We start from the raw sequence: 22,423 nt of genomic DNA on the forward strand, positions 1-22,423 counted from the left end.
CCGGTCGATTGAACCTAGGGTGACGTGCGGACGTACTGGGTGGTGGCAGGCTCGGCCGTCGGGCCCTGTTTGCCATGCCCTCGCAAGACCGCACGGAAGGACCCCCGGGTGTCGCTCTTCACTCGCTCTCGTCAACGGCCGGACACCACCGAGGGCGGGGCGGACGCGGACGGCGACACCGCCGAACAGGAGGAAACGGCCGAGGAGACCGGCCCCGGGGAGGCGTCCCACCCACCCGGGTGGTTCGGCTGGCGGCGCCGTTATCCCCGTACGGCACGCGGCGTCACCGTGGCGACGACCGTGCTGGCCGGTGCGCTGGTGCTCGCCGTGCTGCTCGTGCCCAACCGCCTCGACCGGATCACTGTCCACTCGTTCCTCCGCCTCCCCGTCGAGGCGATCTTCCTCGGGGCCGTCCTGCTCGCACTGCCGTCGACGAGAGCACGGCGGATCACGGCCGTCGCCCTGGGGGCGATCCTCGGGCCGTCCGCGATTCTGAAGTGCCTCGACATGGGGTTCCGTCAGACCCTGGCGCGGCCGTTCGACCTGGTCTTCGACTGGGTTCTGCTGAACGACGGGGCCGACTGGGTGAAGGACTCGTTCGGGCGCTCGGGCGAGGTGCTCGCGGTGGTCGGGGTGATCCTCCTGGTCATCGCCGTGCTCGTGTCGAGCGCGCTCGCGATGGTGCGGCTGGCGGACGTGCTGGCCCGGCACCGCGCCGTGGCCGTACGCTCCACGCTGGTCCTCGGCGTCGTGTGGATCATCTGCTTCACCCTGGGGGTGCAGTTCGGCGGCACCACGGTCGCCACCAAGGGCTACGCCCAGTACCTCACCAACCGGGTCCAGTACGTCCGCGACGGCCTCGGGGACGCCGACGTCTTCGAGAAGCAGCTGGCCGTCGACGCCTTCGCCAGGACGCCGCCCGACCAACTGCTGGCCGGACTGCGCGGCAAGGACGTGATGTTCACCTTCATCGAGAGCTACGGCCGGGTGGCGATCGACGATCCGGCCATGGCCCCGGAGATCGACGCGACGCTCAAGCAGGGCAACGCGAGGCTCAAGGCGGCCGGCTTCGCGGCGCGCAGCGGCTGGCTCAGGTCGCCCGTGACGGGCGCCGGCAGCTGGCTCGCCCACTCGACGTTCCTGTCCGGTCTGTGGATCAAGAACCAGCAGCGGTACCGGACCCTGACCACCAGTGACCGCGCCACCCTCACCGGCTACTTCCGGAAGACCGGCGCCTGGCGCACGGTCGGCATCGTCCCGGGCGTGCGCAAGGCCTGGCCCGAGGGCAGGTACTTCGGCCTGGACCACATCTACGACTCCACGCACCTCGGCTACCACGGTCCGTACTTCAGCTGGACGCCCGTGCCGGATCAGTTCAGCCTGGAGTCCTTCCAGAAGCTGGAGCACGGCAAGAAGAACCGCGACCCGATCATGGCGGAGATCATCCTTGCCTCCAGCCACAACCCCTGGTCCCCCGTCGCCCACATGATCGACTGGGACGACCTCGGAGACGGTTCCGTCTTCCACAAGATCAAGAAGCAGGGGACGAACCCCACCGAGGTCTGGAAGAGCTCGAAGCGCGTACGGACCGAGTACCGCAAGGCCATCCAGTACTCCCTGGACAGCCTGACCGAATGGGTCCAGCGCTACGGCGACGACAACACCGTCCTGGTCTTCCTCGGCGACCACCAGCCCGTCCCGACGGTCACTGCGGGCAGTACGAGCAGGGACGTCCCGGTGACCGTCGTCGCCCGCGACAGGAAGGTCCTGGACAGGATCGCCGACTGGGGCTGGACGGACGGCCTGAAGCCCGCGGAGAACGCCCCCACCTGGGGTATGGACAAGTTCCGCGACCGCTTCCTGACGGCCTACGCCAAGTGACGGCTCACTCCGCGAGGAACGGCTCCACCACGGCCAGGAACTCCTCCGGCCGCGTCTCGTGCACGAGATGTCCCGCCTCGACGGTCACCAGCCGGGCGTCGGGGATCAGCCCGGCGAGCGTGGCGATCTGATCCTGCGGGATCAGACTCCCGGCGCCCCCGCCGATCAGCAGCGTGGGCATGGCGATCCGCCGCATGCCCTCCCACCATGCGCGAGAGGGGGCGTTGCGCTGCTCGTCGGTGGCCCGCACCATCGCCCAGTCGAACGACAGCTCCCCGTCGGGCCGTTCGGCGGGCGGCCGGGGCGGGTCGAGCGGGATCGGCGCGGGGACGTCCTCCAGCACGAGCCGCCGTACGACGCCGGGGTGCCGTTGCGCGAGCAGGTAGGCGACCGCCCCGCCGAGCGAGTGGCCCACCACGTCGACGCGGTCGGCGCCGAGCGCGGCGAGGAAGGCATGGATGTCGTCGCACATCGTCTCGTAGGCGTACACGTCCGCCGTCGCGCCCGGATCGGCGCCGGGCCAGTCGCTGTGTCCGTGACCGCGCAGGTCAGGGGCGTACACCCGGCGGGGCCGCGCCCCCGCGGCGAGCCGTGCGGCGATCGTCGTCCAGTCCCCGCCGTCGGCGCCACGGCAGTGCAACAGGAGGACGGGGGCAGCGTCCTCGGGACCCCAGGCACGGTAGGCGAGGGTGATGCCGTTCGCCTTCACGGTGTGGATCTCCATGGCGGGGACCCTAGCCGGAGGGGCGCCGGCGCACCCTCCCGGTCTGCCGACGGCAGAAAACGCGCCGACGGGCTCTTGCTTCCGGCGCGGTGGCCTGGATTACTGATCTCCAGCAGATCGACCGAATGATCGGTCGTCCCGATTCACGTGATGGGTGAGGGAGAGTCCCATGGCGGAGGCGGCGGAGCTGCTGGACCCGGCAGAGCGGCTCGACGCGGCAGCGCTACGGGCGCTGCAACTGGAGCGGCTGCGGGCGTCGCTGCGGCACGCGTACGAGAACGTGCCGTTCTACCGGGAGTCGTTCGACAAGGCGGGTGTCCGTCCGGAGGACTGCCGTACGCTCGCCGACCTGGCCCGCTTTCCCTTCACCACGAAGGCGGACCTGCGGGAGAACTACCCGTACGGGATGTTCGCCGTACCCCAGGAGCGTGTCCGCCGTATCCACGCGTCCAGTGGGACCACCGGCCGCCCCACGGTCGTCGGCTACACCGACGCCGACCTGTCCATGTGGGCGGACATGGTGGCCCGGTCGATCCGGGCCGCGGGTGGCAGGCCCGGGGACACGGTCCATGTGGCGTACGGCTACGGGCTGTTCACCGGCGGGCTGGGCGCCCACTACGGCGCCGAGCGGCTGGGCTGCACGGTCGTCCCCGCCTCCGGCGGCATGACGGCCCGGCAGGTGCAGCTGATCCAGGACCTGAAGCCCGGGATCATCATGGTCACCCCTTCCTACATGCTCACGCTGCTCGACGAGTTCGAGCGGCAGGGCGTCGATCCGCGCGGCACCTCTGTGCGCGTGGGTGTCTTCGGCGCCGAGCCCTGGACCGAGGAGATGCGGCGCGAGATCGAGGAGCGGTTCGCGATCGACGCGGTCGACATATACGGGCTGTCGGAGGTGATCGGCCCGGGCGTCGCGCAGGAGTGCGTGGAGACCAAGGACGGGCTGCACATCTGGGAGGACCACTTCTTCCCCGAGGTCGTCGACCCGGTCACCGGTGAGGTGCTCCCGGAGGGCGAGCAGGGCGAGTTGGTCTTCACCTCGCTGACCAAGGAGGCGATGCCGGTCGTCCGGTACCGCACACGGGACCTGACGCGTCTGCTGCCGGGGACGGCGCGTGTGTTCCGGCGGATGGAGAAGGTGACCGGCCGCAGCGACGACATGGTGATCCTGCGCGGGGTGAACCTCTTCCCCACCCAGATCGAGGAGATCGTGCTCCGCACGCCGGGCGTGGCGCCCCACTTCCAGCTCCGGCTCACCCGTGAGGGCCGTCTCGACGCCCTGACCGTGCGAGCGGAGGCCCGGCCCGACGCGGACCCCGGGACCCGGGAGGCCGCAGCGCGGGCCATCGCGACGGCCGTGAAGGACGGCATCGGTGTGTCGGTCGGCGTGGAGATCGTCGACCCGGAGTCGCTGGAGCGGTCGGTGGGAAAGATCCGGCGGATCGTGGACCTGCAGCCGCGCTAGCCATGGCCTGGCGGCGGATCAGCCTGCCGTGGCCGTGCAGGAGGAGTGCGGCGGTCGCCGCTCAGGCGCCGCACCACGAGGGTGAGGCGATCGCCGCGGCCGCGAGCACCCACGCGACGGAGGTGGGGCCCCCTGCTCGAAGGGCTTGGGAGAGCGTGCCGGGCGTCGCGGGGCAGGCGGGACTGTGCGGACACGCCCTACCGGCCGGCGTAGTGCTCCCTCAGTTCCCGTTTCAGGATCTTCCCGCTGGCGTTGCGCGGGAGCTCGTCCACGAACACCACACGCTTCGGCGCCTTGAAGGGGGAGAGCTTCTCGCGGGCATGGGCGATCAGTTCGTCCTCGGTGACCTCACCGCGCGGGACGACGACCGCCGTGACGGCCTCGATCCAGCGCTCGTCGGGGAGACCGACCACAGCGACCTCGGCGACGGCCTCGTGGGTGTACAGCGCGTCCTCGACCTGGCGTGAGGCGACCAGGACGCCACCGGAGTTGATGACGTCCTTCACCCGGTCGACGATGGTGAAGTAACCGTGCGCGTCCCGCACGGCGAGGTCGCCGGAGTGGAACCAGCCGTCGCGGAACGCCTCGGCCGTCTCCTCCGGCTTGTCCCAGTAGCCCTCGCACAACTGCGGGGAACGGTAGACGATCTCGCCGGGCGTGCCGTCGGGAACGTCCTTGCCGTCCTCGTCGACCACGCGCGCGTCCACGAAGAGGACGGTGCGTCCGCAGGAGTCCATCCGCCCCTTGTGCTCGTCGGGGCCGAGCACGGTGGCCAGGGGGCCGATCTCGCTCTGCCCGAAGCAGTTGTAGAAGGCGAGCTTCGGGAGCCGCTCGCGCAGCCGCTCCAGTACCGGCACCGGCATGATCGACGCCCCGTAGTAGGCCTTGCGCAGACCTCCGAGGTCCCGGGTGGGGAAGTCAGGGCGGTTGGACAGGCCGATCCACACGGTGGGCGGCGCGAAGAGGCTGTCCACGCGGCCCGCCTCGATCAGGTCGAAGAGCCGGTCGCCGTCGGGCGCGTCGAGGATGATGTTCGTCGCGCCGACGGCGAGGTACGGCATCAGGAACACGTGCATCTGCGCCGAGTGGTACAGCGGCAGCGCGTGCACGGGCCGGTCGCCCGCGCTGAGGTCCAGGGCCGTGATGGCGCTCAGGTACTCGTGCACGAGCGACCGGTGGGTCATCATCGCGCCTTTGGGCAGGGCGGTCGTCCCCGAGGTGTACAGCAACTGCACGAGCTCGTCACCGCGCGGCTCCGCCCCGTCGTACGCGGGAGCCGTGGCCAGCTGCGCGAGCAGGGAGCCCTCGGCGTCGCGCAGCGGCAACGACCGTACGACGTCCGGAAGTCGCCCGGCGAGGTCCGGGTCGGCGAGGACGAGTGCGCTGCCGGACTGGCCGACGATGTACGCGAGGTCGTCGCCGGTCAGGTTCTGGTTGACCGGCACGTGCACCAGCCCCGCGCGGGCGCAGGCGAGGAAGGCGATGAGGTAGGCGTCGGAGTTGTGGCCGTAGGCACCGACGCGGTCGCCGGGGTTGAGCCCCTGGCCGAGCAGGACGCTCGCCGCGCGGGAGACGGCGCTGTCGAGTTCCTCGTACGTCCAGGAGCGGTCGCCGTATTCCACCGCGACGCGCGCCGGGGTGCGTCGGGCGCTGCGCCGCAGCACCCCGTCGACCGTGCTGCTGTGTCCGGGCGTCATGACAGACGATCCTCGGTTGACCACCGGGGCAGGTCAAGACGCCGCGTCGACGTCAGGCCACCGTGCCGCCCACTCCGGTGCGGCCGTCCGGGACTCCGGCGACGGTCACGATGGTCTGCCGGCGGACGTCCTCGCCGAGGACGCCGGCCACGGCGTCGGTCGTGGCGGCCACCAGCCGGGCGGGGGCGTCCGGCACCTCGGGAAGGTGGTAGGCGGCCTCGCGCATGCTGAGGGTGACGAGCGGGGCGTCCTGGTCGGTCGATACGCCGCCGACGCCCCGGCGGTGCTGCGGGATGCCGATCAGGTCGACGCCGACCAGGCGGCGGAACTCCTCGCCGTAGACGGTGCCGACCGCGTCGGCCAGGGCGCTGATCAGTTTCGGTTCGACCCTTCCGTCGAGGGCTTCTTCGCGGATGTGGACGGTGTAGTGCGGCATGGCGGTATCTCCGTTCGCGCCGGTGCGTACCATGGCGGACAGTTCTGAAGACAAGCAAAGCATCTTTGAGATCAAAGGTAAATGGCATGAGTGAACCCGGTGGCGTCGACGACACGGTCCGGTCCCTGCTGCTGCTCATGCCGCGGCTGGTGGGCCGGGCGAAGAAGATCCCCGTGCCCGAGGCCCTGCGGTCCTTCCGGCTCGCGCCGCGCCATCTCTCCCTGCTGGCCTGCCTGCTGTTCGACGGTCCGATGACCGTGAACGAACTGGCCGCCCGCCTGGAGGTGGCACCCACGACGGTGAGCCTGCTGATCGGCGACCTGAGCCGTAAGGGCATCCTGGAGCGGCGGGAGGACGAGGCGGACCGGCGCCGCCGGATCATCGCCATCGCGCCGGCCCACGAGCCTGCGATCAGCAGCTGGCTGGCCCCGGGCGCGGCCGCGTGGCGTAAGGCGCTGACTCCCCTGACGCCGGATCAGCGCCGGGTGTTCGTGGATACCCTGCTCGCCTACGAGGCGGCTGTCACCGGCGAGGAGCGCGACTGAGCGCGCCGGTCTCCGCACCGGCGCCGGGACCGTTCCGGCACGGAACCGCCTGACGTACGGTCATACCGGCCGGGCGCGCCCCTCCCAGTAGGGATCCCGCAACCGCCGCTTGTAGAGCTTTCCGTTGGGGTCGCGCGGCAACTCGGCGACGAAGTCGACGCTCTTCGGCCGCTTGTACCCGGCGAGTCGCCGCGCGCAGTGATCGAGGATGTCGGCCGCCAGTGCGGGCCCGGGCACGTGGTCGGGGGCCGGTTCGACGACGGCCTTCACCTCCTCGCCCCAGTCGTCGTGCGGGATGCCGAAGGCGGCGGCGTCGGCGACGGCGGGGTGGGCGAGCAGGACGGCCTCGATCTCGGCGGGATAGATGTTGACCCCGCCCGAGATGATCATGTCGATCTTGCGGTCGCGGAGGAAGAGATAGCCGTCCTCGTCGAGGTAGCCGAGGTCACCGACGGCGAAGAAGTCGCCGATGCGGTTCTTGCGGGTCTTGGCCTCGTCCTTGTGGTAGGAGAAGCCGCCGGTGCTCATCCTCATGTAGACGGTGCCGAGTTCACCGGGCGCGAGCCGGTTGCCGTCCTCGTCGAAAACGGCCAGTTCGCTGATGGGCCAGGCCTTGCCGACCGTTCCCGGCTTCTTCAGCCAGTCCTCGGCCGTGGCGAAGGCTCCGCCGCCCTCACTGGCCGCGTAGTACTCCTCGACGCAGTGACCCCACCAGTCGATCATGGCGCGTTTCACATGGTCGGGGCAGGGGGCGGCGCCGTGGATGGCGTGCCGCATGGAGGAGACGTCGTAGCGCGCCCTCACCTCCTCGGGCAGGGCCAGCAGGCGATGGAACTGGGTCGGCACCATATGGGTGTGCGTGCACCGGTGGCGGTCGATGAGGCGGAGCATCTCCTGCGGTGTCCACTTGTCCATCAGCACCAGGCGATGCCCTATGTGCAGGGACGCGCCCGCGAACTGGAGCACGGCCGTGTGGTAGAGCGGCGAGCAGACGAGGTGCACGTTGTCGTCGAAGGGCCTGATACCGAAGATGCCGAGGAAACCGCCCAGGTACGCCTCCTCGGGCAGCTTGCCGGGCAGCGGGCGGCGGATACCGCGCGGGCGGCCGGTGGTACCCGAGGTGTAGTTCATGACCCAGCCGAGCGTGCGGTCCCCGGGCGCCGACTCCGGTCGGCCGTCGAGGAGCCGGGCGTACGGGCGGAAGCCCTCGACGGCACCGACGGCGTACCGGTGGGTGGCCGGGAGGCCGGCCTCGTCGGCGGCGTCCCTGGCAGGACCGCCGTACCGCTCGTGGGCGATGAGCACCTTCGCTCCCGAGTCGGAGACGATCCAGGCGATCTCGGGGCCGACCAGGTGGTGGTTGACGGGTACGAGGTAGAAGCCCGCCTGCGTGGCGGCCAGGTACGCGGTGAGGAACTCGACGCCGTTGGGCAGGACGACCGCGAAGGCGTCGCCGCGCTCCAGGCCCGCGGCGCGCAGTCCGTGGACGAGGCGGTTGGCGGCGGCGTGCAGGCGTCCGGCGGTCCACTCCTCGCCGTCGGGTGCGACCAGGACCTTGCGGCCGGGGTCCTGCGTGGCCTGGGCCCAGAAGCCGGGTGCGCTCACGACTGGCCGCTCCTTCCGGCGATGCGGTTGATGCGGTCGACGGCCCGTTCGAAGCCGCGGGTGAGGTCGTCGAAGACGGCCTGGACGCTGCGTTCGCCGGTCATGCGTCCGACGATCTGTCCGACGGGCGTGCCCAGCAGCGGTTCGACCTCGTACTTCTGGATGCGGGAGACCGCCTCCGCGACGAGCAGCCCCTGCAGCGGCATGGGGAGGGTGCCGGGTCCGGCGGGGTCGTCCCAGGCGTCGGTCCACTCGGTGCGCAACTGGCGCGCGGGTTTGCCGGTCAGAGCGCGGGAGCGCACGGTGTCGCCGGAGCCGGCGGCGAGGAGCTTGCGGGTCAGGGCGGGTGAGTGGAGGTCGGCCTCGGTGGTGGTCAGCCAGATGGAGCCCAGCCAGACGCCCTGTGCGCCGAGCGCCAGAGCGGCGGCCACCTGCTGCCCGCTGCCGATGCCTCCGGCGGCCAGCACCGGCAGCGGGTCGACCGCCTCGACGACCTCGGGGGTGAGCACCATGGACGCGATCTCGCCGGTGTGGCCGCCCGCCTCGTAGCCCTGGGCCACGACGATGTCGATGCCGGCCTCTTGGTGTTTCCGCGCGTGCCGGGCGCTGCCCGCGAGTGCGGCGACCGGCACGTCCCTGTCGTGGGCGCGGGCCACGACGTCGGCGGGCGGGGAGCCGAGCGCGTTGGCGAGCAGCCGGATCGGATAGTCGAAGGCGACGTCGAGCTGGGTGCGCGCGACCTGTTCCATCCACCCGGTGATGCGCCAGCCGGACGCCTCTCCGTCGGCCAGTTCGGGCACCCCGTACTTGGCGAGGGTGTCCATGACGAACTGTCGGTGCCCCTCGGGGATCATCGCCTCGACGTCCGCCTCGGTGACGCCTTCGACCTTCTTGGCGGGCATGACGACGTCCAGGCCGTACGGCCTTCCCCCGACGTGCGCCTCGATCCAGTCGAGGTCACGCTTCAGGTCGTCCGGGGCCGTGTAGCGCACCGCGCCGAGCACTCCGAAGCCGCCGGCCCGGCTGATGGCCGCGGCGACGGCGGGGAACGGCGTGAAGCCGAAGACGGCGTGCTCGACTCCCAGTTTCCTGCTCAGCTCCGTCTGCATGGGCGCAGGATGCCGGAGTCCGGCGGAGGACGGAAGGGGTTTTCTGATGCTCCGTCAGATTCATGGAGCGGATGGACGGACATACTGTCGGGGACGTCCAGGGCGGCTCGGCGGAGGGATGCGCGGTGACCGAAGGAGCGGCGGACAGAGCGACGGCAACCGGCAGGCTGACACGCAGACGCGCCCTCGCGCTGGGCGGCGCTCTGGCCCTCGCCCCCATCCCCGCAGGCCCCGCCGACGCCGCTCCGGCCGCCGGTCACCCCACTCTGCGGCACGGTTCCGCCGAACGCGCGGGCCTGCTCACCGCCCCTCTCGGCCGGCTGGTCACCGACGCCGAAACGTTCCTCGGCCCCTCCCCCAAGCACCCCTGGTACGCGGGCGCCGTGCTGCTCGCCGGACGTGGCGGCACGGTGGCGCTCCACCGGCCGATCGGCATGGCGCTGCGCTACCGGGCGTACGACGAGAAGACCGACACCGGCATCGAGTTACCGGCCGACCAGCAGATCCCCATGGCCGAGGACACGGTGTTCGACCTGGCGTCGGTGTCCAAGCTGTTCACCTCGATCCTCGCCGTGCAGCAGATGGAGCGGGGCGCGCTGGCACTGGAGGCGACGGTCGCCTCGTACCTGCCGGAGTTCGGCCGGGCGGGCAAGCAGGACATCACGATCCGTCAGCTGCTCACACACACTTCGGGGTTCCGCGCCTGGATCCCGCTGTACAACGCGCCCACCTACGAGGAAAAGCTCCAACTCGTCTTCGACGAGGCGCCGGTCCACCCGCCCGGCACCGCCTACCTCTACTCGGACCTGAACCTGATCTCCCTCCAGCTGGTGCTGGAGAGGATCACGGGCCGCGCCCTGGACATCCTGCTCCACGACGAGATCACCGGCCCCCTCGGACTGCGCCGCACCCGCTACAACCCGCCCGCCTCCTGGCGGCCGAAGATCGCGGCCACGGAGGACGCACGCAAGCCCTGGTCCGGGCTGGACCGCGGGTTGGTTTGGGGACAGGTGCACGACGAGAACGCCTTCAGCCTCGGCGGCGTCGCGGGCCACGCGGGCGTGTTCTCCAACGCCTGGGATCTGGCGGTCCTCGGCCGGACGCTGCTCAACGGTGGCTCCTACGGCCGGGCGCGCATCCTGAAGCGCGCGTCGGTGGAGCTGATGTTCACCGACTTCAACACCGCCTTCCCGGGGGACGAGCACGGCCTCGGTTTCGAGCTGTACCAGCACTGGTACATGGGCGCGATGGCCACCCCGCGCACGGCCGGGCACACCGGGTTCACCGGCACCTCGCTGGTCCTCGACCCGACGACCGACTCCTTCCTCGTGGTGCTCGGCAACTCCGTCCACCCGGTCCGCAGTTGGCGCTCCGGTTCCGCGCCCCGGGTCGCCACCGCCAACGACCTGGCGCGGGCCGTACCGGTCCGGCCGGCGCGTGGCCGTACGGCCTGGTTCTCCGGGATGGCGAGCGCCACGACCGCCACGCTCGCACTGCCCGCCCTGGACACGTCACCCGGTGGCGCGCGGCTGCGCTGCGCGCTGTGGTGGGACACCGAGCCGGGGTCGGACGTCCTCGCGCTGGAGGCCGCGACCGACGGCGGCGCCTGGCAGCCCGTGCCGTTCACGACCACGCGCCGGGGCGAGGAGCCGCAGCGGCACCCGGCGGGCTCGGTCACGGGGTTCTCGGGCCGCGTGTGGCGATCGCTGATCGCGGATCTCCCGGCCGACCGAGGGCTCACTCTGCGCTGGCGGTACGCCACCGACCGCCTGTACGTGGGCCGCGGGGCGTATGTCGACGGGCTGCGCGTCGAGGCGGCCGACGGCGTCCTCTTCGACGAGGCGCGCCCGGCGGACGCGGCGCGGATCGTGGCTACGGGATGGACGCCGTCAGCCGACTAGACGGTTACGGACGGGAGCCGTCCGCTACTGGTTGAAGACGGCCTTCTGTACCTCGTTCGGTCCGTCGAAGTGGTCCTGCTTCAGATTGTCGAGGCTTCGGACGACCTTCTCGTCGGCCTTGTTCTTGCGGGCACGCTCCACCAGGTGCTTCTTGTCCGTCGGGTAGTCCATGCCGCTGAGGGCCTTCTGCAGGTCGATGGGGCTGAGTTCCGCCATGACAGCCTCCCTGTGCCGTATGGGACGGATGTACGGAATCCCCGTTATGTCGCGGTACCCCTCACGCCCCGACGCATGCAGTCCCTCAGCCGCCCCGCACCTCCAGCACCGCCATGGCCGCGTTGTGTCCCGGCACCCCGCTCACCCCTCCCCCGCGCACCGCGCCCGCCCCGCACAGCAGTACGTTCGCATGCCGGGTCTCCACGCCCCAGCGGCCGGTGCCCTCCTGGGCATACGGCCAGGTCAGGGCACGGTGGAAGATGTTTCCGCCGGGCAGTCTCAGGTCCCGCTCCAGGTCCAGCGGGGTCTTCGCCTCGATGCAGGGCCGTCCGTCCGCGTCGGTCGCCAGGCAGTCGGCGAGCGGCTCGGCGAGGTGGGCGTCGAGCTGGGCGAGCGTCGCCTTCAGGAGGTCCTCCCGTACGGCGTCGTTGTCCCGTGCGAACAGACGGGCGGGTGTGTGGAGGCCGAAGAGGGTGAGCGTCTGGTAGCCCCGCTCGGCCAGGTCGGGGGCGAGGATGGTGGGGTCGGTGAGCGAGTGGCAGTAGATCTCGGAGGGCGGGGCGGCGGGCAGCTCTCCGGCCGCGGCCTGGGCGTGCGCGGCGGCCAGCTGGTCGTAGCCCTCGGCGATGTGGAAGGTGCCGGCGAACGCCTCGCGCGGGTCGACCGAGCGGTCGAGCAGCTTCGGCAGCCGCCTGAGCAGCATGTTCACCTTGAGCTGAGCGCCCTCGGCCGGCGCCGGGGGCGTGTCGCCGGTCAGGGCCGCCAGCTCCTGCGGGGAGGCGTTCACCAGGACGTGCCGTGCGGCGGCGACGCCTTCGCCGGTGGCCGTCCGGTAGGTGACCTCGGCCGTCCGCCCGTCCGTGTCGATCCGTACCGCCTCGTGCCCGGTGGCGAGGACGGCGCCCGCCTCGCGCGCCGCCGCGGCCAGCGCGTCGGTGAGGGCGCCCATGCCGCCGACCGGTACGTCCCAGGCGCCGGTGCCGCCGCCGATGACGTGGTAGAGGAAGCAGCGGTTCTGCCGCAGCCCGGGGTCGTGGGCGTCGGCGAAGGTGCCGATGAGGGCATCGGTGAGGACGACGCCCCGCACCAGGTCGTCGGCGAAGTGCTCCTCGACGGCGACGCCGATCGGCTCCTCGAAGAAGGTCCGCCAGGCGTGCTCGTCGTCGACACGGCGGCGCAGTTCGTCGCGGGTGGGCAGCGGCTCGGTGAGGGTCGGGAAGACCCGCTGGGCGAGACGGCCGGTCATGCCGTAGAAGCGCTGCCAGGACTCGTACTCGCGGTCGGAGCCGGTGAGCCGGGCGAACGCCTCCCGGGTGCGCTGCTCACCGCCGCCGACGAGGAGGCCGGTCGGGCGTCCGCCCCGCTCGACGGGGGTGTACGAGGAGACGGTGCGGGAGCGGACCCGGAAGCCGATGCCGAGGTCCCGCACGATCTTCTCCGGCAGCAGGCTGACCAGGTACGAGTACCGGGACAGGCGTGCGTCGACCCCGGCGAACGGGCGGGTGGACACGGCCGCCCCTCCGGTGTGGTCGAGCCGCTCCAGCACCAGCACGGAACGCCCGGCCCGGGCCAGGTAGGCGGCGGCGACCAGGCCGTTGTGGCCACCGCCGACGATGACGGCGTCGTACGTCCGGGATCCCTCGTGTGCGGTCATGGTTCTTCGTAACACGCGGTGATCCGGGTCGGCCAGACGGTCAGTGCCCTCCTGAGGTGCGCTGCTGCCGCAGCACGGCGACCCTGCGGTACAGCTCGGCCGCCTCCGCGCGGTGGCCGAGCTGTTCCAGGCAGTGGGCCTCGTCGTTGCGGCTGGCGAGCGTGTCGGGGTGGTCCGCGCCGAGAACGCGCTCGCGGGCGGCGGCCACTGTCCGGTACTCGGCGAGGGCGTCCGACCAGCGGCCCAGCCAGCCCAGGCCGACGGCGACCTCGCGGCGGCTGACCAGGGTGTCCGGGTGGTCCGGGCCGAGGACGCGCTCACGGGACGCGCAGACGTCGCGGGACTCGGCGAGGGCCTCCTCCCAGCGGCCCAGCCGGCCGAGGTTGACGCCGAGACCATGGCGGGCGCGCAGGGTCTCGGGGTGGTCGGGGCCCTGGACGCGGGTGCGGTCGGCGATCAGGTCGCGGTAGAGCCGCACCGCTTCCGCGCTGCGGCCGAGGCGGCCCAGGCTGATGCCGACCTCGTAGCGGGCGGCGAGTGCGTCGGGGTGGTCGGGGCCCAGCGCCTGGGCACGGGCCTCGGCGACCTCCTGATAGGTCCGCAGTGCTTCCTGCCAGCGTCCCAGCTGCCCGAGGGCGTAGGCGACCTCGTAACGGGTGACCAGCGTGTCGGGGTGAAGGGCTCCGAGTACGCGGGCGCGGGCGGCGGCCACGTCGCAGGCCATGCGGTAGGAGTCCTCCAGGCGGCCGAGTCTGCTGAGGTTGAACGCGAGGTTGTGGCGGCAGCGCAGGGTGTCGGGGTGGTCGGCCCCCATCGTGCGCTCCCGGGCGTCCAGCACCGACGTGTAGACCCGGTGGGCGTCGAAGTGGCGGCCCAACCGGCCCAGTACGTAAGCCATTTCCTGACGGGCCGCGAGGGTGTCGGGGTGGTCGGGGCCGAGCACCCGGATCCTGGCCTCGGTGACGTGCTTGTACTCGCGCAGCGCGTCGGCTGGGCGGCCGGTGCGGCTGAGAGTGAAGGCGACCTCGTAACGGCTGGCGAGGGTGTCGGGGTGGTCCGGCCCGAGGAGGTGCTCGCGCTCGGCGGCCACCGCGCGGTGCACCTCCCCGGCCTCCGGCCAGCGGCCGAGCCGCCCCAGGCTCAGGCCGGCGTTGTGCCGCCCGGCCAGCGCGACGACGGCCTCCGGCGGCGGTGCGGGCCGCTCGTCCGGTACGGGCTCCGGCGTGTCGCCGGTCTTGGGCCGCGGGATCCACTCCCCGGACAGGCCGGCCCCCGGATCCGGCGGTGTCGTACGCAGCCCGGTACCGGCCGCCTTGGGGCCGGTGCTGATGCCGTACGTCCAGGACGGCATCCGCCGTCCACCGAGCCCCACCGGCTGCGGACGCGGCGTCAGCACGGTCGGCAGGTACAGGGGGGCCGTGCGCCCCGCGGCGATCCGGCGGGCCAGCTCACGGGCGTCGCGCGGGCGCTGCCCGGGCTGCTTGGCCAGCAGGTCCAGGACGATCTTCTCCAGGTACTCGGGCAGCTCGGCGCGGTGGCAGCGCGGGGGCTGCGGCGGGGTGTCGCGGTGGCCGACGAGGACCGCCCAGGCGTCGTCGAGGTCGAAGGGCGGTACGCCGGTGGCGATCTCGTAGAGCACGCAGCCGAAGGAGTACAGATCGCTGCGGTGGTCGACCTCGTCGCCGCCGATCTGCTCCGGTGACATGTAGTGCGGGGTGCCCATCGCGATGCCGGTTCCGGTCAGGCGGGCGGTGAAGCCGACGTCATGGCCGAGCCGGGCTATGCCGAAGTCGCAGATCTTCACCGCGCCGTCGGCGAGCCGCACGATGTTCGCGGGCTTCAGGTCCCGGTGCACGATGCCCCGTTCGTGCGTGTAGGCGAGTGCGGCGGTGACCTGTTCGGCGATGTCGACGACGTCGTCGACCGGCAGCGGGTGCCCCTTGTTGTCCTCCAGGAGCTGGCTGAGGTTACGGCCCTCCAGCAGCTCCATGACCAGATAGAGGATGCCCTCGGACTCGCCGAAGTCGTGCACGACGGTCACCCCGCGGTGCTGGAGGGCGGCGGCCACGCGTGCCTCACGACGGAACCGCTCCCGCAGCACGCTGCTGAAGGACTGGTCGTGGTGCGCGCCCAGCGGCTTGAGGCACTTGACGGCGACGTGCCGGCCCAGCGACTCGTCCCGCGCCCGCCACACCTCGCCCATGCCGCCGCGCCCGATCAGGTCGAGCAGCCGATAGCGGCCGTGGATCAGCCCGCTGTCCCCCATCTCCTGCGCCCGCCCCCGTAACTGTTTCGCCCTGCCCTCCCCTGGCTCGCCCAGTATGGCGGGCTATCGTCCGACTTTGTACGGCGCCGGACGCACGCCCGGCCCGAGCCGTGCCATGGCGCGGAGGATGTGTTTGGGCGGGAGTTGCCAGCGCAGACGTGCGGGAACGCAGCGCAGCAGGGTACCGGCGACTCGCAGGCGCCGGGTGACGGCGGCGGACGAGGGGGCCGGTCTGCCGTACAGCTCATGGGCGTAAGGCGGTAGAGAGGCGTACGCCAGTTGTGCCACGCGCCGCCACAGCACCTCGCGCGCCGGGACGAGGAGTGGGTGCGTCGGCGGGCGGAGCAGGAAGTCGTCGACGTCTCGTGCCTCGTCTCCCGCGGCCAGTTCGGGGCGCACCGTCTCGAAGTAGGCGGCCAGCTGTGCGCGGTTCGCGGGGACGGTGCCGGGGTCGAGGCCCACCAGGCGGGCGCTCTCCCGGTGTTCGGCCACGTAGCGGTCGGCGTGCGCGTCGGTGAGCGGGAATCCGGAGCGGCGCAGGACATGCAGGTAGGAGTCGATCTCCGCGCAGTGCACCCACAGCAGCAGCTCGGGTTCGTCGATCCCGTACCGCTCCCCCGTGTCCGGATCGGTCGCCTGCAGCATGCTGTGGATCTTCCGTACACGGGCGCCCGCCCTCTCGGCGGCCTCGGTGGTCCCGTACGTCGTCGTGCCGACGAAGTTCGCGGTGCGCATCAACCGGCCCCAGGCGTCGCGCCGGAAGTCGGAGTTCTGCATGACGCCGCGTACGGCGCGGGGGTGCAGGGCCTGGAGGTAGAGCGCGCGGATGCCGGCGATCCACATCATGGGGTCGCCGTGCGCCTGCCAGGTCACCGACTGCGGGCCGAAGAGCCCCGGGTCGGCCTCGGTCGTATCGCTCGCCTCCGCCACAGCCGCCACGATGTCACAGCCCGAACACGCGGTCAGCCGTGAAGCCGGAACCACCATGTCCTTCGCGGACGCCTCTTGCGGCTGAGTTCTCCGGCCCCATACAGGTTCGCCGCGGTCGGCCGTATGCCGACGCACCCAATGTCCGGTCTTGCCCTAGCCTGCCGGGCCGGAATGGTTTGCGGCGAAGTGCGATGAGAAGCGGGACGGGCGTCGGGTGAGAGGTCGAGGCAAGGGCCGGCAGGAGGCGCAGTACGGGCTGCTGACGAGCATCGCCAGTGAGGCGGGCGTCTCGCTCAGCACCGTGTCCAAGGTGGTGCACCGGCGCCGGGACGTGGGCGCTGCGACACGGGCCCGGGTCGAGGACCTGCTGGAGTGGGCCTCGGGGCGGCGGGGATCGTCATCGTGATCTCGATGCTGTCCGAGGAGGACCAGCGCCGGATCGTCGAGCAGCGGCTGCCGGTCGTACTGATCGATCCGCTCAGCGCACCCACGGAGGACATTCCCGGCATCGGGGTGACGAACTGGAGCGGGGCCCGGGAGGCCGTACAGCACCTGCTGGGCCTCGGGCACACCCGGACCGGGATGGTCGCGGGCCGCTCGCACTCACTGGCGGGGGCGGCACGCGTGCAGTGCTGGAGGCCGCGCGCCGGCAGGGGCTCGCCGTTCCCGACGACCTGGCGGTCATGTCCTTCGACGACACACTGGTGGCGGCCATGGCCTGCCCGCCGCTCAGCTCGGTCCGCCAGCCGTTCGAGGAGCTGGGGCGCGAGGCGACCCGGGTGCTTCTGGAACTCGCCCAGGGCCCGAGCTCGCCACGGAGCTGGTGCTGCGGACGTCGACGTCCGCGCCACGTGGCGTCCGGACCAGGTCTCACTCTCCCTCGGCGGTCACGGGTACCGCGTGATGCAAGCCTCCCCTAAGGCTCGATGTCCAGTACGTCGTCCACCGGGCGACGTGGTGTCACCGGGCCCGGCTCGCCGTATCCCAGACGCAGCACCATCTGTACGAACCCCATCGCCGACTGCGGATCGCGCACAGCCCAGCGGAGTTCCCGCCATTCGAGCGCGTGGGACGTGAGCGAGGTTGCCAGTCCGTCGAGGGTTGCTTCGAGCAGGACGCGCTCCATGGCCTGCCCGGCCTTGAGCCAGTCCTCCGGCCAGTCGCCGGTTGTGCCCAGCAAGGCCAGATGGGGTTTGCTCTCGAACGTGGCCACCTCGCGGTTGCTCACGGGACGCCGGCCCGCGAAGTCGCGCACCGGGGCCCTGCCGTCCCGCTTGCGCGGGCCGAAGGCGTAGTCGGGGATTCCGTCCGACGACGCGGCGACGGCATCGGCACCGATACGGGTCCAGTGGACGAGGTCCTCAAGCCGGCCGGGGTCCGACGCGTCGCGTCCCTCGGCATCCTGGACCAGGTCGAGCACGGACTCCACATGCCATTCGGACGGAAAGAGCAGCCGCGCCCCTTCCCGCAGGGCAGCACCGCAGAGGGCGTCCTGTACGGCGCGGGGTATGTCCTCGTCCGAGAACGGACGGCGGCTGGTGTGCCGACGGCTGATGGCGGGGTACAGCGGGGCGAGCTCGGTCTCCGGGCGTACGGGACCGGTCAGGTCCACCGTCGCGAGCAGTTCCGGGTCCGCTGGGTCGGGCAGCAGTCGGGTGGCCGGCTCCCAGCCCGCGTGAGCTGCGGCGACGCGCAGGTTGAACAGGGCCGCGCCGCATCCGATGTGGAGGGCGCGGGTGGTGGGGTCGGCGTGTGGCATGGCGCGCTCGGGGTCCGCGCGCACCTGGAAGGTGCGGTCGGCGGCCAGGAAGCGGAACTTCCATGGCTGTGCGTTGTGCATGGACGGCGCGGCCGTGGCGTCGCCGACGAGGGCCGTCACGGTCCTGGTGTCGAGAGGCTGTGCGGACACGAGGACCTCCCTCCGGGAGCAGATCGGCCTGGGCGCCACAGCGGCCGGCCTCTCCTCACGGTAGTCGCGGCGCGCCCGCACCGCAGAGGTGAACCGAGACGATAATGTCACTATTCATCCCTTTTCTGGCAAGATGCTCTTCTCCACCAGTCGCGCAGAGCCGCACTGGCGGTACGCCGGCGGTCAGGACCGAACAGGAGACGGACTGTGAGCTTCACCGAGCGCGAGTGGTGGACCCTCATCCACGGCATGATCCTCGGCGCCGCCTTCCTGCTCGCCTTCGCCGGTGGGCTGGCCGAGCTGTACAGCCTCAAGCCCGCTCTGATGACCCACGAGGGAGTGGTGCAGCGGATGCGGCGGGTGCGGATCGGGGTCACCGCCATGGCGGTGGCGGCATGGGCGACGGTGATCACCGGCACCTGGGTCGTCTATCCGTGGTACCGAGAGGACACCCCGGACAGCCCGAGGTCACAGTTGCTCGCCGACCCGGACACGGCGGACTGGCACGAGTTCGGCATGGAGTGGAAGGAGCACATCGCATGGCTCAGCCCGATTCTGGCGACCGCCGTCGCCTTCATCGTCTGGTACTACGGCCCCGGCCTGATCCGGCACAACCGCGTCCGCCACACCACCATCGCCCTGTTCGTCCTCGCCTTCGCATTCGCTGCGGTGGCCGGGGCATTCGGCGCCTTCATCACCAAGGTGGAACCCGTCCAGTGACCAGGCTCTGAAAGGAGGCCACGGGCATGGAGGCCAAGAACCCGGGGACACCGTCCGGAGGCGGACGGGAAGAGGAGTTCCCCCTCAGCGAGAAGGCGGAGGGGCCGATCTCGGCAGCGATCATCGCCGCGGGTGTCGGATGCACCGCGCTGGGCCTGCTCACCACGCTCACCGAGGCCGATACGACCGTCCGGGACGGCCTGGAGTGGAGCGACTCGGTCGGCCCGCTGTCCGGCAAGACCATCCTGGCCGTCGTCGTGTGGCTGCTGGCCTGGGCCGTCCTGCACGTCGCGCTGCGCAACAAGCCGTTCGAAACCGTGCGCGCCCTTGTCATCAGCCTCGTGCTCATCGCGCTCGGCGTCCTCGGAACCTTCCCGACCTTCTTCCAGCTCTTCGCTTGATCATCGGCGGTCCGGCTTCGGGTCCGGTCCCTGATCACCACCAGCAACCAGCTGCCGACTCAACAAGCGTTCGGGGAATAGAAGTTAGTCTCACGACACCGACTTCAAGGAGGTCCGGATGCTTCAGGGAGTGCTGATCGCCGAGAGCCTGCGGGTCGGAGCCCAGCTGACCGGGGTCCCCCTGCAGATCACCAAGCTGACACGGATCGAGATGACGGACCGGGGAGATGACCAGCCACGGCACTGGACACTCATGGAATTCTCCGCCGAGGAGTCCGCCGCCCAGCGCCTCGCGGATCAGCTTGCTTCCTGCCTCGCCTCATCGGGAGGTTGGTACACCGACTTCCATACCGCGGACGAGACGTTCGTGGTCTTTGCCGACAAGGTCTTCCGCTACCCCCGTGGGCAGGCCGAAGGCCGCAGCGAAGCCCAGCGCTATGGGCGGTCCGTCGGTGTCCCCGAGCCGCAACTCGACTGGCGGGTCTGACCCCGGATGGGGAACGGCCGCATGCCCGCCGAGCACTGCGTGGCTGACATCCACGACCGCTTGCCGGAGGTCAGTTCTCCGGCAGCGGGAGCGTGCGCGTCTCTCCCGGTGCGATGGTGACCGTCCGGTCGGTCAGGACCAGGCGGACGGGTGATTCCTCCGAGTCGGGGATGCCGATCCGCAGCTGTCCGCTCTGCAGCCGTACACCGACGCCCCAGTGGCCGCGGTAGCGCAGTGAGAATCCGTATGCGGACAGCGCCGGAAGCGGCACCGGGTCCAGCCGGAGGGCGTCCTCGCGGGTCTCCAGACCGGTCAGGCCGCGTTGGACCAGGTCCAGGGTCCCGGCCATGGCGCCGAGGTGGACGCCCTCGCCGGTCGTGCCGCCCTGAAGGTCGGCGACATCCTGTTCCAGGGCCTCCTGGCAGTACTGCCATGCCTCCGCCTGCCTGACCCGCGCGAGGACCCAGGCGTGGACGACGCCGCTGAGAGTGGAGCCGTGGCTGGTCCGCCTCAGGTAGTAGTCGACGGTCCGGCGCCACACCTCGTCGTCCAGGTCGTGGCCGAGACGGCGGAACAGCCCCCGCAGTTCGGTGGGCGAGAAGAGATAACCGAGCATCAGGACGTCGGCCTGCTTGGAGGCCTGGTAGCGGTTGACGGTGTCGCCCTCGGCCTCCAGGATCCGGTCCAGGCGCCGGATGCTGTCGTAGCGTGCGCGGTAGGCGTCCCAGTCGAGCTCGGCGAGATCGCCGTAGCCGTCGAACTGGCTGATGACACCCCGATGGAAGGGCACGAGCAGCCGCCGGGAGACGTCCTCCCACTTCGCGAGTTCGCCGCTGTCCAGCTCGATGCGTTCGAAGAGTTCCTCCCTGCGCCATGCGGGCATGCCCCGCGCGAGATCCAGAGCGCGACTGAGGACCCAGGCGGCGGTGACGTTGGTGTACGCGTTGTCGTCCAGGCCCGGACGGGCGGCCTCCGGGTAGCTGTCGTGGTATTCGTCGGGGCCGACCACACCGCGGATGCGGTAGCGGCCGAGTTGCGGGTCGAGTTGGGCACCGTCCGCCCAGAAGCGGGCGATCTGCAGCAGCATCTCCGCGCCCTTGGTGTGCAGGTACTCGGTGTCGCCGGTCGCTTCGCAGTACTGCCACACGTTGTAGGCGATGGCGGAGCCGACATGGTGCTGGAGCCGGGAGTTGTCCGGCAGCCAGCGGCCCGAACGGGGATTGAGATGCAGCTGTTGGGATTCCTCCCGCCCGTCACTGCCGCTCTGCCACGGGTACATGGCCCCCGCCCGGCCTGCCGCGTGGGCCGCGCGGCACGCCTGCGGCAGGCGCCGGTGACGGTAGTTCAGCAGCGCCCGCGAGACCTCGGGAAGGTGCAGGTTCAGATACGGCAGGACGAACAGCTCGTCCCAGAAGACATGGCCCCGATACGCCTCGCCGTGCAGCCCGCGGGCCGGCACCCCCACGTCCAGCTCCGCGGTGTGCGGCGACAACGTCTGCAGCACATGGAACAGATGCAGGCGCAGAACGCGGCCCGCCTCCCCGGGCACCTGCACGTCCGCGCGCCGCCACAACCGCGCCCACGCCGCGACGTGGGAGTCCAGCAGCGCCGAGAAGCCGGGGGCCGCGGTCACCCGGTCGAGCGCCGCCTCCAGCGGGTCGCTGATCGCCAGGTCACGTGAGGTGTGCAGGGCCATGGTCTTCTCGACCACGGCGGGTCGGCCCGGGGCGATCGGCAGCACCAGCCGGTGCGCGGCGCGCCGGCGGGAGGGCCGCAGCTGCGACGATGTCGGCGGCCGTCCGACGGCGACGGTACGGGCCGCCATACCGATACCGACGTGGGAGGCGCTGGTGCGGCACCGCAGCCAGGCCGTGTCGTCGTTCGCTGTCCCGGTCCGCACATGGGCCAGGTGGTTGCGGTTGAGGGACCGGTACCGGTGCACATTGCTGTTCATCACGTCGCCGTCGAGGACGGATTCCACCTCGATCTCCCCCGACCACTCCTCGGTGGTGAACACGGTCCGCAACGCGGCCAGGTGGGGGTCCCCCATGTGCACCAGGCGGATCTGTTGCACGCTCAGCACACCCGCCTCGCCGTTCCGGAACCAGAAGGTGCGCGTCAGCGTGGCACGGCGCAGGTCCAAGGTGTGTCGGTGGTCGAGCGGCTGCCGCACGTCGGGAGAGAACCACGGGCCCACTCCTCCGTCGGCGGAACGGAGACGGAACCGCAGGAGCAGCCAGTTCGGGAGGTTCACCAAGTCTTCGTTCACCACCTGGCGCCCCGCCACGGTCGACTCCAGGCGGTTGTAGACCCCGGCCACGTAGGTGGCCGGGTAGTGCACCAGGCCCGCTCTGCACTCGGGCACTGCGCCGCGGGTGGCGAAGTAGCCGTTGCCGAGCGTGCACAACGATTCGCGCAAGCGCTCGGCGGCGGGGTCGTACCCGTCGTACTCCCAGGTCCACTCCGACATCTGCGGT

20 protein-coding genes are annotated in these 22,423 nt (G+C 71.2%); 9 read left to right on the forward strand and 11 right to left on the reverse strand.

What is annotated here, in order from left to right:
- Positions 1–108: 108 nt before the first annotated feature.
- Entirely contained in the window at positions 109–1,881 is a 1,773-nt protein-coding gene (locus NW895_RS29230) for a sulfatase (protein ID WP_289939308.1), read from the forward strand.
- Positions 1,882–1,885: 4 nt separating this feature from the next.
- On the opposite strand, the gene NW895_RS29235 is transcribed toward NW895_RS29230, so the two are convergent.
- Positions 1,886–2,605 carry an alpha/beta hydrolase gene (locus NW895_RS29235; protein ID WP_289939310.1) on the reverse strand — a complete coding sequence of 240 codons (720 nt, stop codon included), beginning with the start codon at positions 2,603–2,605 and terminating at the stop codon, positions 1,886–1,888.
- 169 nt (positions 2,606–2,774) lie between these two features.
- Between NW895_RS29235 and paaK the strand changes: the two genes are divergently transcribed.
- On the forward strand, positions 2,775–4,070 hold the full coding sequence (paaK, locus tag NW895_RS29240) for a phenylacetate--CoA ligase PaaK (protein WP_289939311.1): 1,296 nt from the start codon (positions 2,775–2,777) through the stop codon (positions 4,068–4,070).
- Positions 4,071–4,267: 197 nt separating this feature from the next.
- On the opposite strand, the gene NW895_RS29245 is transcribed toward paaK, so the two are convergent.
- Positions 4,268–5,767: an acyl-CoA synthetase gene (locus NW895_RS29245; protein ID WP_289939312.1), complete on the reverse strand. Its 1,500-nt coding sequence runs from the start codon at positions 5,765–5,767 to the stop codon at positions 4,268–4,270.
- A 52-nt stretch (positions 5,768–5,819) separates the two neighbouring features.
- Positions 5,820–6,203 carry a hypothetical protein gene (locus tag NW895_RS29250; RefSeq protein ID WP_289939313.1) on the reverse strand — a complete coding sequence of 128 codons (384 nt, stop codon included), beginning with the start codon at positions 6,201–6,203 and terminating at the stop codon, positions 5,820–5,822.
- 86 nt (positions 6,204–6,289) lie between these two features.
- Here NW895_RS29250 and NW895_RS29255 point away from each other — a divergent pair, with 86 nt between their 5' ends.
- Positions 6,290–6,748 (forward strand): MarR family winged helix-turn-helix transcriptional regulator, encoded by a 459-nt coding sequence (locus NW895_RS29255; RefSeq protein WP_289939314.1) that lies wholly within the window; start codon positions 6,290–6,292, stop codon positions 6,746–6,748.
- Positions 6,749–6,808: 60 nt separating this feature from the next.
- Here the strand turns inward: NW895_RS29255 and NW895_RS29260 are convergent, their stop codons facing one another.
- Together NW895_RS29260 and NW895_RS29265 are read right to left on the reverse strand one after the other, a co-directional pair.
- Positions 6,809–8,353 (reverse strand): acyl-CoA synthetase, encoded by a 1,545-nt coding sequence (locus NW895_RS29260; protein ID WP_289939316.1) that lies wholly within the window; start codon positions 8,351–8,353, stop codon positions 6,809–6,811.
- The gene (locus tag NW895_RS29265) at positions 8,350–9,462 is read right to left on the reverse strand and encodes a nitronate monooxygenase family protein (protein ID WP_289939317.1); all 1,113 of its coding nucleotides are present in this window, start codon (positions 9,460–9,462) and stop codon (positions 8,350–8,352) included. The genes NW895_RS29260 and NW895_RS29265 overlap by 4 nt, the downstream gene beginning before the upstream one ends.
- Before the next feature lie 71 nt (positions 9,463–9,533).
- Between NW895_RS29265 and NW895_RS29270 the strand changes: the two genes are divergently transcribed.
- Positions 9,534–11,363 (forward strand): serine hydrolase, encoded by a 1,830-nt coding sequence (locus NW895_RS29270; RefSeq protein WP_289939318.1) that lies wholly within the window; start codon positions 9,534–9,536, stop codon positions 11,361–11,363.
- Positions 11,364–11,387: 24 nt separating this feature from the next.
- Here NW895_RS29270 and NW895_RS29275 read toward each other — a convergent pair whose 3' ends face one another.
- The 4 genes from NW895_RS29275 to NW895_RS29290 form a co-directional block, all read right to left on the reverse strand.
- On the reverse strand, positions 11,388–11,579 hold the full coding sequence (locus tag NW895_RS29275) for a DUF2795 domain-containing protein (RefSeq protein ID WP_289939319.1): 192 nt from the start codon (positions 11,577–11,579) through the stop codon (positions 11,388–11,390).
- 85 nt (positions 11,580–11,664) lie between these two features.
- The gene (locus NW895_RS29280; protein ID WP_289939320.1) at positions 11,665–13,233 is read right to left on the reverse strand and encodes an NAD(P)/FAD-dependent oxidoreductase; all 1,569 of its coding nucleotides are present in this window, start codon (positions 13,231–13,233) and stop codon (positions 11,665–11,667) included.
- Between the two features lie 40 nt (positions 13,234–13,273).
- Positions 13,274–15,499 (reverse strand): serine/threonine-protein kinase, encoded by a 2,226-nt coding sequence (locus tag NW895_RS29285; RefSeq protein WP_289939321.1) that lies wholly within the window; start codon positions 15,497–15,499, stop codon positions 13,274–13,276.
- A gap of 63 nt (positions 15,500–15,562) precedes the next feature.
- Entirely contained in the window at positions 15,563–16,345 is a 783-nt protein-coding gene (locus NW895_RS29290) for an oxygenase MpaB family protein (protein WP_289939546.1), read from the reverse strand.
- Between the two features lie 298 nt (positions 16,346–16,643).
- Between NW895_RS29290 and NW895_RS29295 the strand changes: the two genes are divergently transcribed.
- The gene (locus tag NW895_RS29295) at positions 16,644–16,835 is read left to right on the forward strand and encodes a LacI family DNA-binding transcriptional regulator (protein WP_289939322.1); all 192 of its coding nucleotides are present in this window, start codon (positions 16,644–16,646) and stop codon (positions 16,833–16,835) included.
- Positions 16,836–17,112: 277 nt separating this feature from the next.
- Positions 17,113–17,349 (forward strand): substrate-binding domain-containing protein, encoded by a 237-nt coding sequence (locus NW895_RS29300; RefSeq protein ID WP_354670124.1) that lies wholly within the window; start codon positions 17,113–17,115, stop codon positions 17,347–17,349.
- Here the strand turns inward: NW895_RS29300 and NW895_RS29305 are convergent.
- Positions 17,346–18,338 (reverse strand): nitroreductase family protein, encoded by a 993-nt coding sequence (locus NW895_RS29305; protein WP_289939324.1) that lies wholly within the window; start codon positions 18,336–18,338, stop codon positions 17,346–17,348. The genes NW895_RS29300 and NW895_RS29305 overlap by 4 nt on opposite strands.
- 207 nt (positions 18,339–18,545) lie before the next feature.
- On the opposite strand from NW895_RS29305, the gene NW895_RS29310 reads away from it, so the two are divergent.
- The 3 genes from NW895_RS29310 (at position 18,546) to NW895_RS29320 (ending at position 19,946) form a co-directional block, all read left to right on the forward strand.
- Positions 18,546–19,058 (forward strand): hypothetical protein, encoded by a 513-nt coding sequence (locus NW895_RS29310; RefSeq protein WP_289939325.1) that lies wholly within the window; start codon positions 18,546–18,548, stop codon positions 19,056–19,058.
- A 26-nt stretch (positions 19,059–19,084) separates the two neighbouring features.
- The gene (locus tag NW895_RS29315) at positions 19,085–19,459 is read left to right on the forward strand and encodes a hypothetical protein (protein WP_289939326.1); all 375 of its coding nucleotides are present in this window, start codon (positions 19,085–19,087) and stop codon (positions 19,457–19,459) included.
- 118 nt (positions 19,460–19,577) lie between these two features.
- Entirely contained in the window at positions 19,578–19,946 is a 369-nt protein-coding gene (locus NW895_RS29320) for a hypothetical protein (protein WP_289939327.1), read from the forward strand.
- 70 nt (positions 19,947–20,016) lie between these two features.
- On the opposite strand, the gene NW895_RS29325 is transcribed toward NW895_RS29320, so the two are convergent.
- Positions 20,017–22,416: a glycosyl hydrolase family 65 protein gene (locus tag NW895_RS29325; RefSeq protein WP_289939328.1), complete on the reverse strand. Its 2,400-nt coding sequence runs from the start codon at positions 22,414–22,416 to the stop codon at positions 20,017–20,019.
- Positions 22,417–22,423 lie beyond the last annotated feature (7 nt).

The organism is Streptomyces sp. S.PNR 29, assembly GCF_030386795.1.
Taxonomy (GTDB): domain Bacteria; phylum Actinomycetota; class Actinomycetes; order Streptomycetales; family Streptomycetaceae; genus Streptomyces.

Bases quoted from the DNA above. Each gene is read 5' to 3' on its own strand.
- NW895_RS29235 (WP_289939310.1), bottom strand. From the start codon at position 2,605: ATGGAGATCCACACCGTGAAGGCGAACGGCATCACCCTCGCCTACCGT.
- NW895_RS29280 (WP_289939320.1), bottom strand. From the start codon at position 13,233: ATGACCGCACACGAGGGATCCCGGACGTACGACGCCGTCATCGTCGGC.
- NW895_RS29320 (WP_289939327.1), top strand. From the start codon at position 19,578: ATGCTTCAGGGAGTGCTGATCGCCGAGAGCCTGCGGGTCGGAGCCCAG.
- NW895_RS29285 (WP_289939321.1), bottom strand. From the start codon at position 15,499: ATGGGGGACAGCGGGCTGATCCACGGCCGCTATCGGCTGCTCGACCTG.
- NW895_RS29325 (WP_289939328.1), bottom strand. From the start codon at position 22,416: ATGTCGGAGTGGACCTGGGAGTACGACGGGTACGACCCCGCCGCCGAG.
- NW895_RS29245 (WP_289939312.1), bottom strand. From the start codon at position 5,767: ATGACGCCCGGACACAGCAGCACGGTCGACGGGGTGCTGCGGCGCAGC.
- NW895_RS29300 (WP_354670124.1), top strand. From the start codon at position 17,113: ATGTCCTTCGACGACACACTGGTGGCGGCCATGGCCTGCCCGCCGCTC.
- NW895_RS29275 (WP_289939319.1), bottom strand. From the start codon at position 11,579: ATGGCGGAACTCAGCCCCATCGACCTGCAGAAGGCCCTCAGCGGCATG.
- NW895_RS29265 (WP_289939317.1), bottom strand. From the start codon at position 9,462: ATGCAGACGGAGCTGAGCAGGAAACTGGGAGTCGAGCACGCCGTCTTC.
- NW895_RS29315 (WP_289939326.1), top strand. From the start codon at position 19,085: ATGGAGGCCAAGAACCCGGGGACACCGTCCGGAGGCGGACGGGAAGAG.
- NW895_RS29290 (WP_289939546.1), bottom strand. From the start codon at position 16,345: ATGATGTGGATCGCCGGCATCCGCGCGCTCTACCTCCAGGCCCTGCAC.
- NW895_RS29270 (WP_289939318.1), top strand. From the start codon at position 9,534: ATGGACGGACATACTGTCGGGGACGTCCAGGGCGGCTCGGCGGAGGGA.
- NW895_RS29250 (WP_289939313.1), bottom strand. From the start codon at position 6,203: ATGCCGCACTACACCGTCCACATCCGCGAAGAAGCCCTCGACGGAAGG.
- NW895_RS29255 (WP_289939314.1), top strand. From the start codon at position 6,290: ATGAGTGAACCCGGTGGCGTCGACGACACGGTCCGGTCCCTGCTGCTG.
- paaK (WP_289939311.1), top strand. From the start codon at position 2,775: ATGGCGGAGGCGGCGGAGCTGCTGGACCCGGCAGAGCGGCTCGACGCG.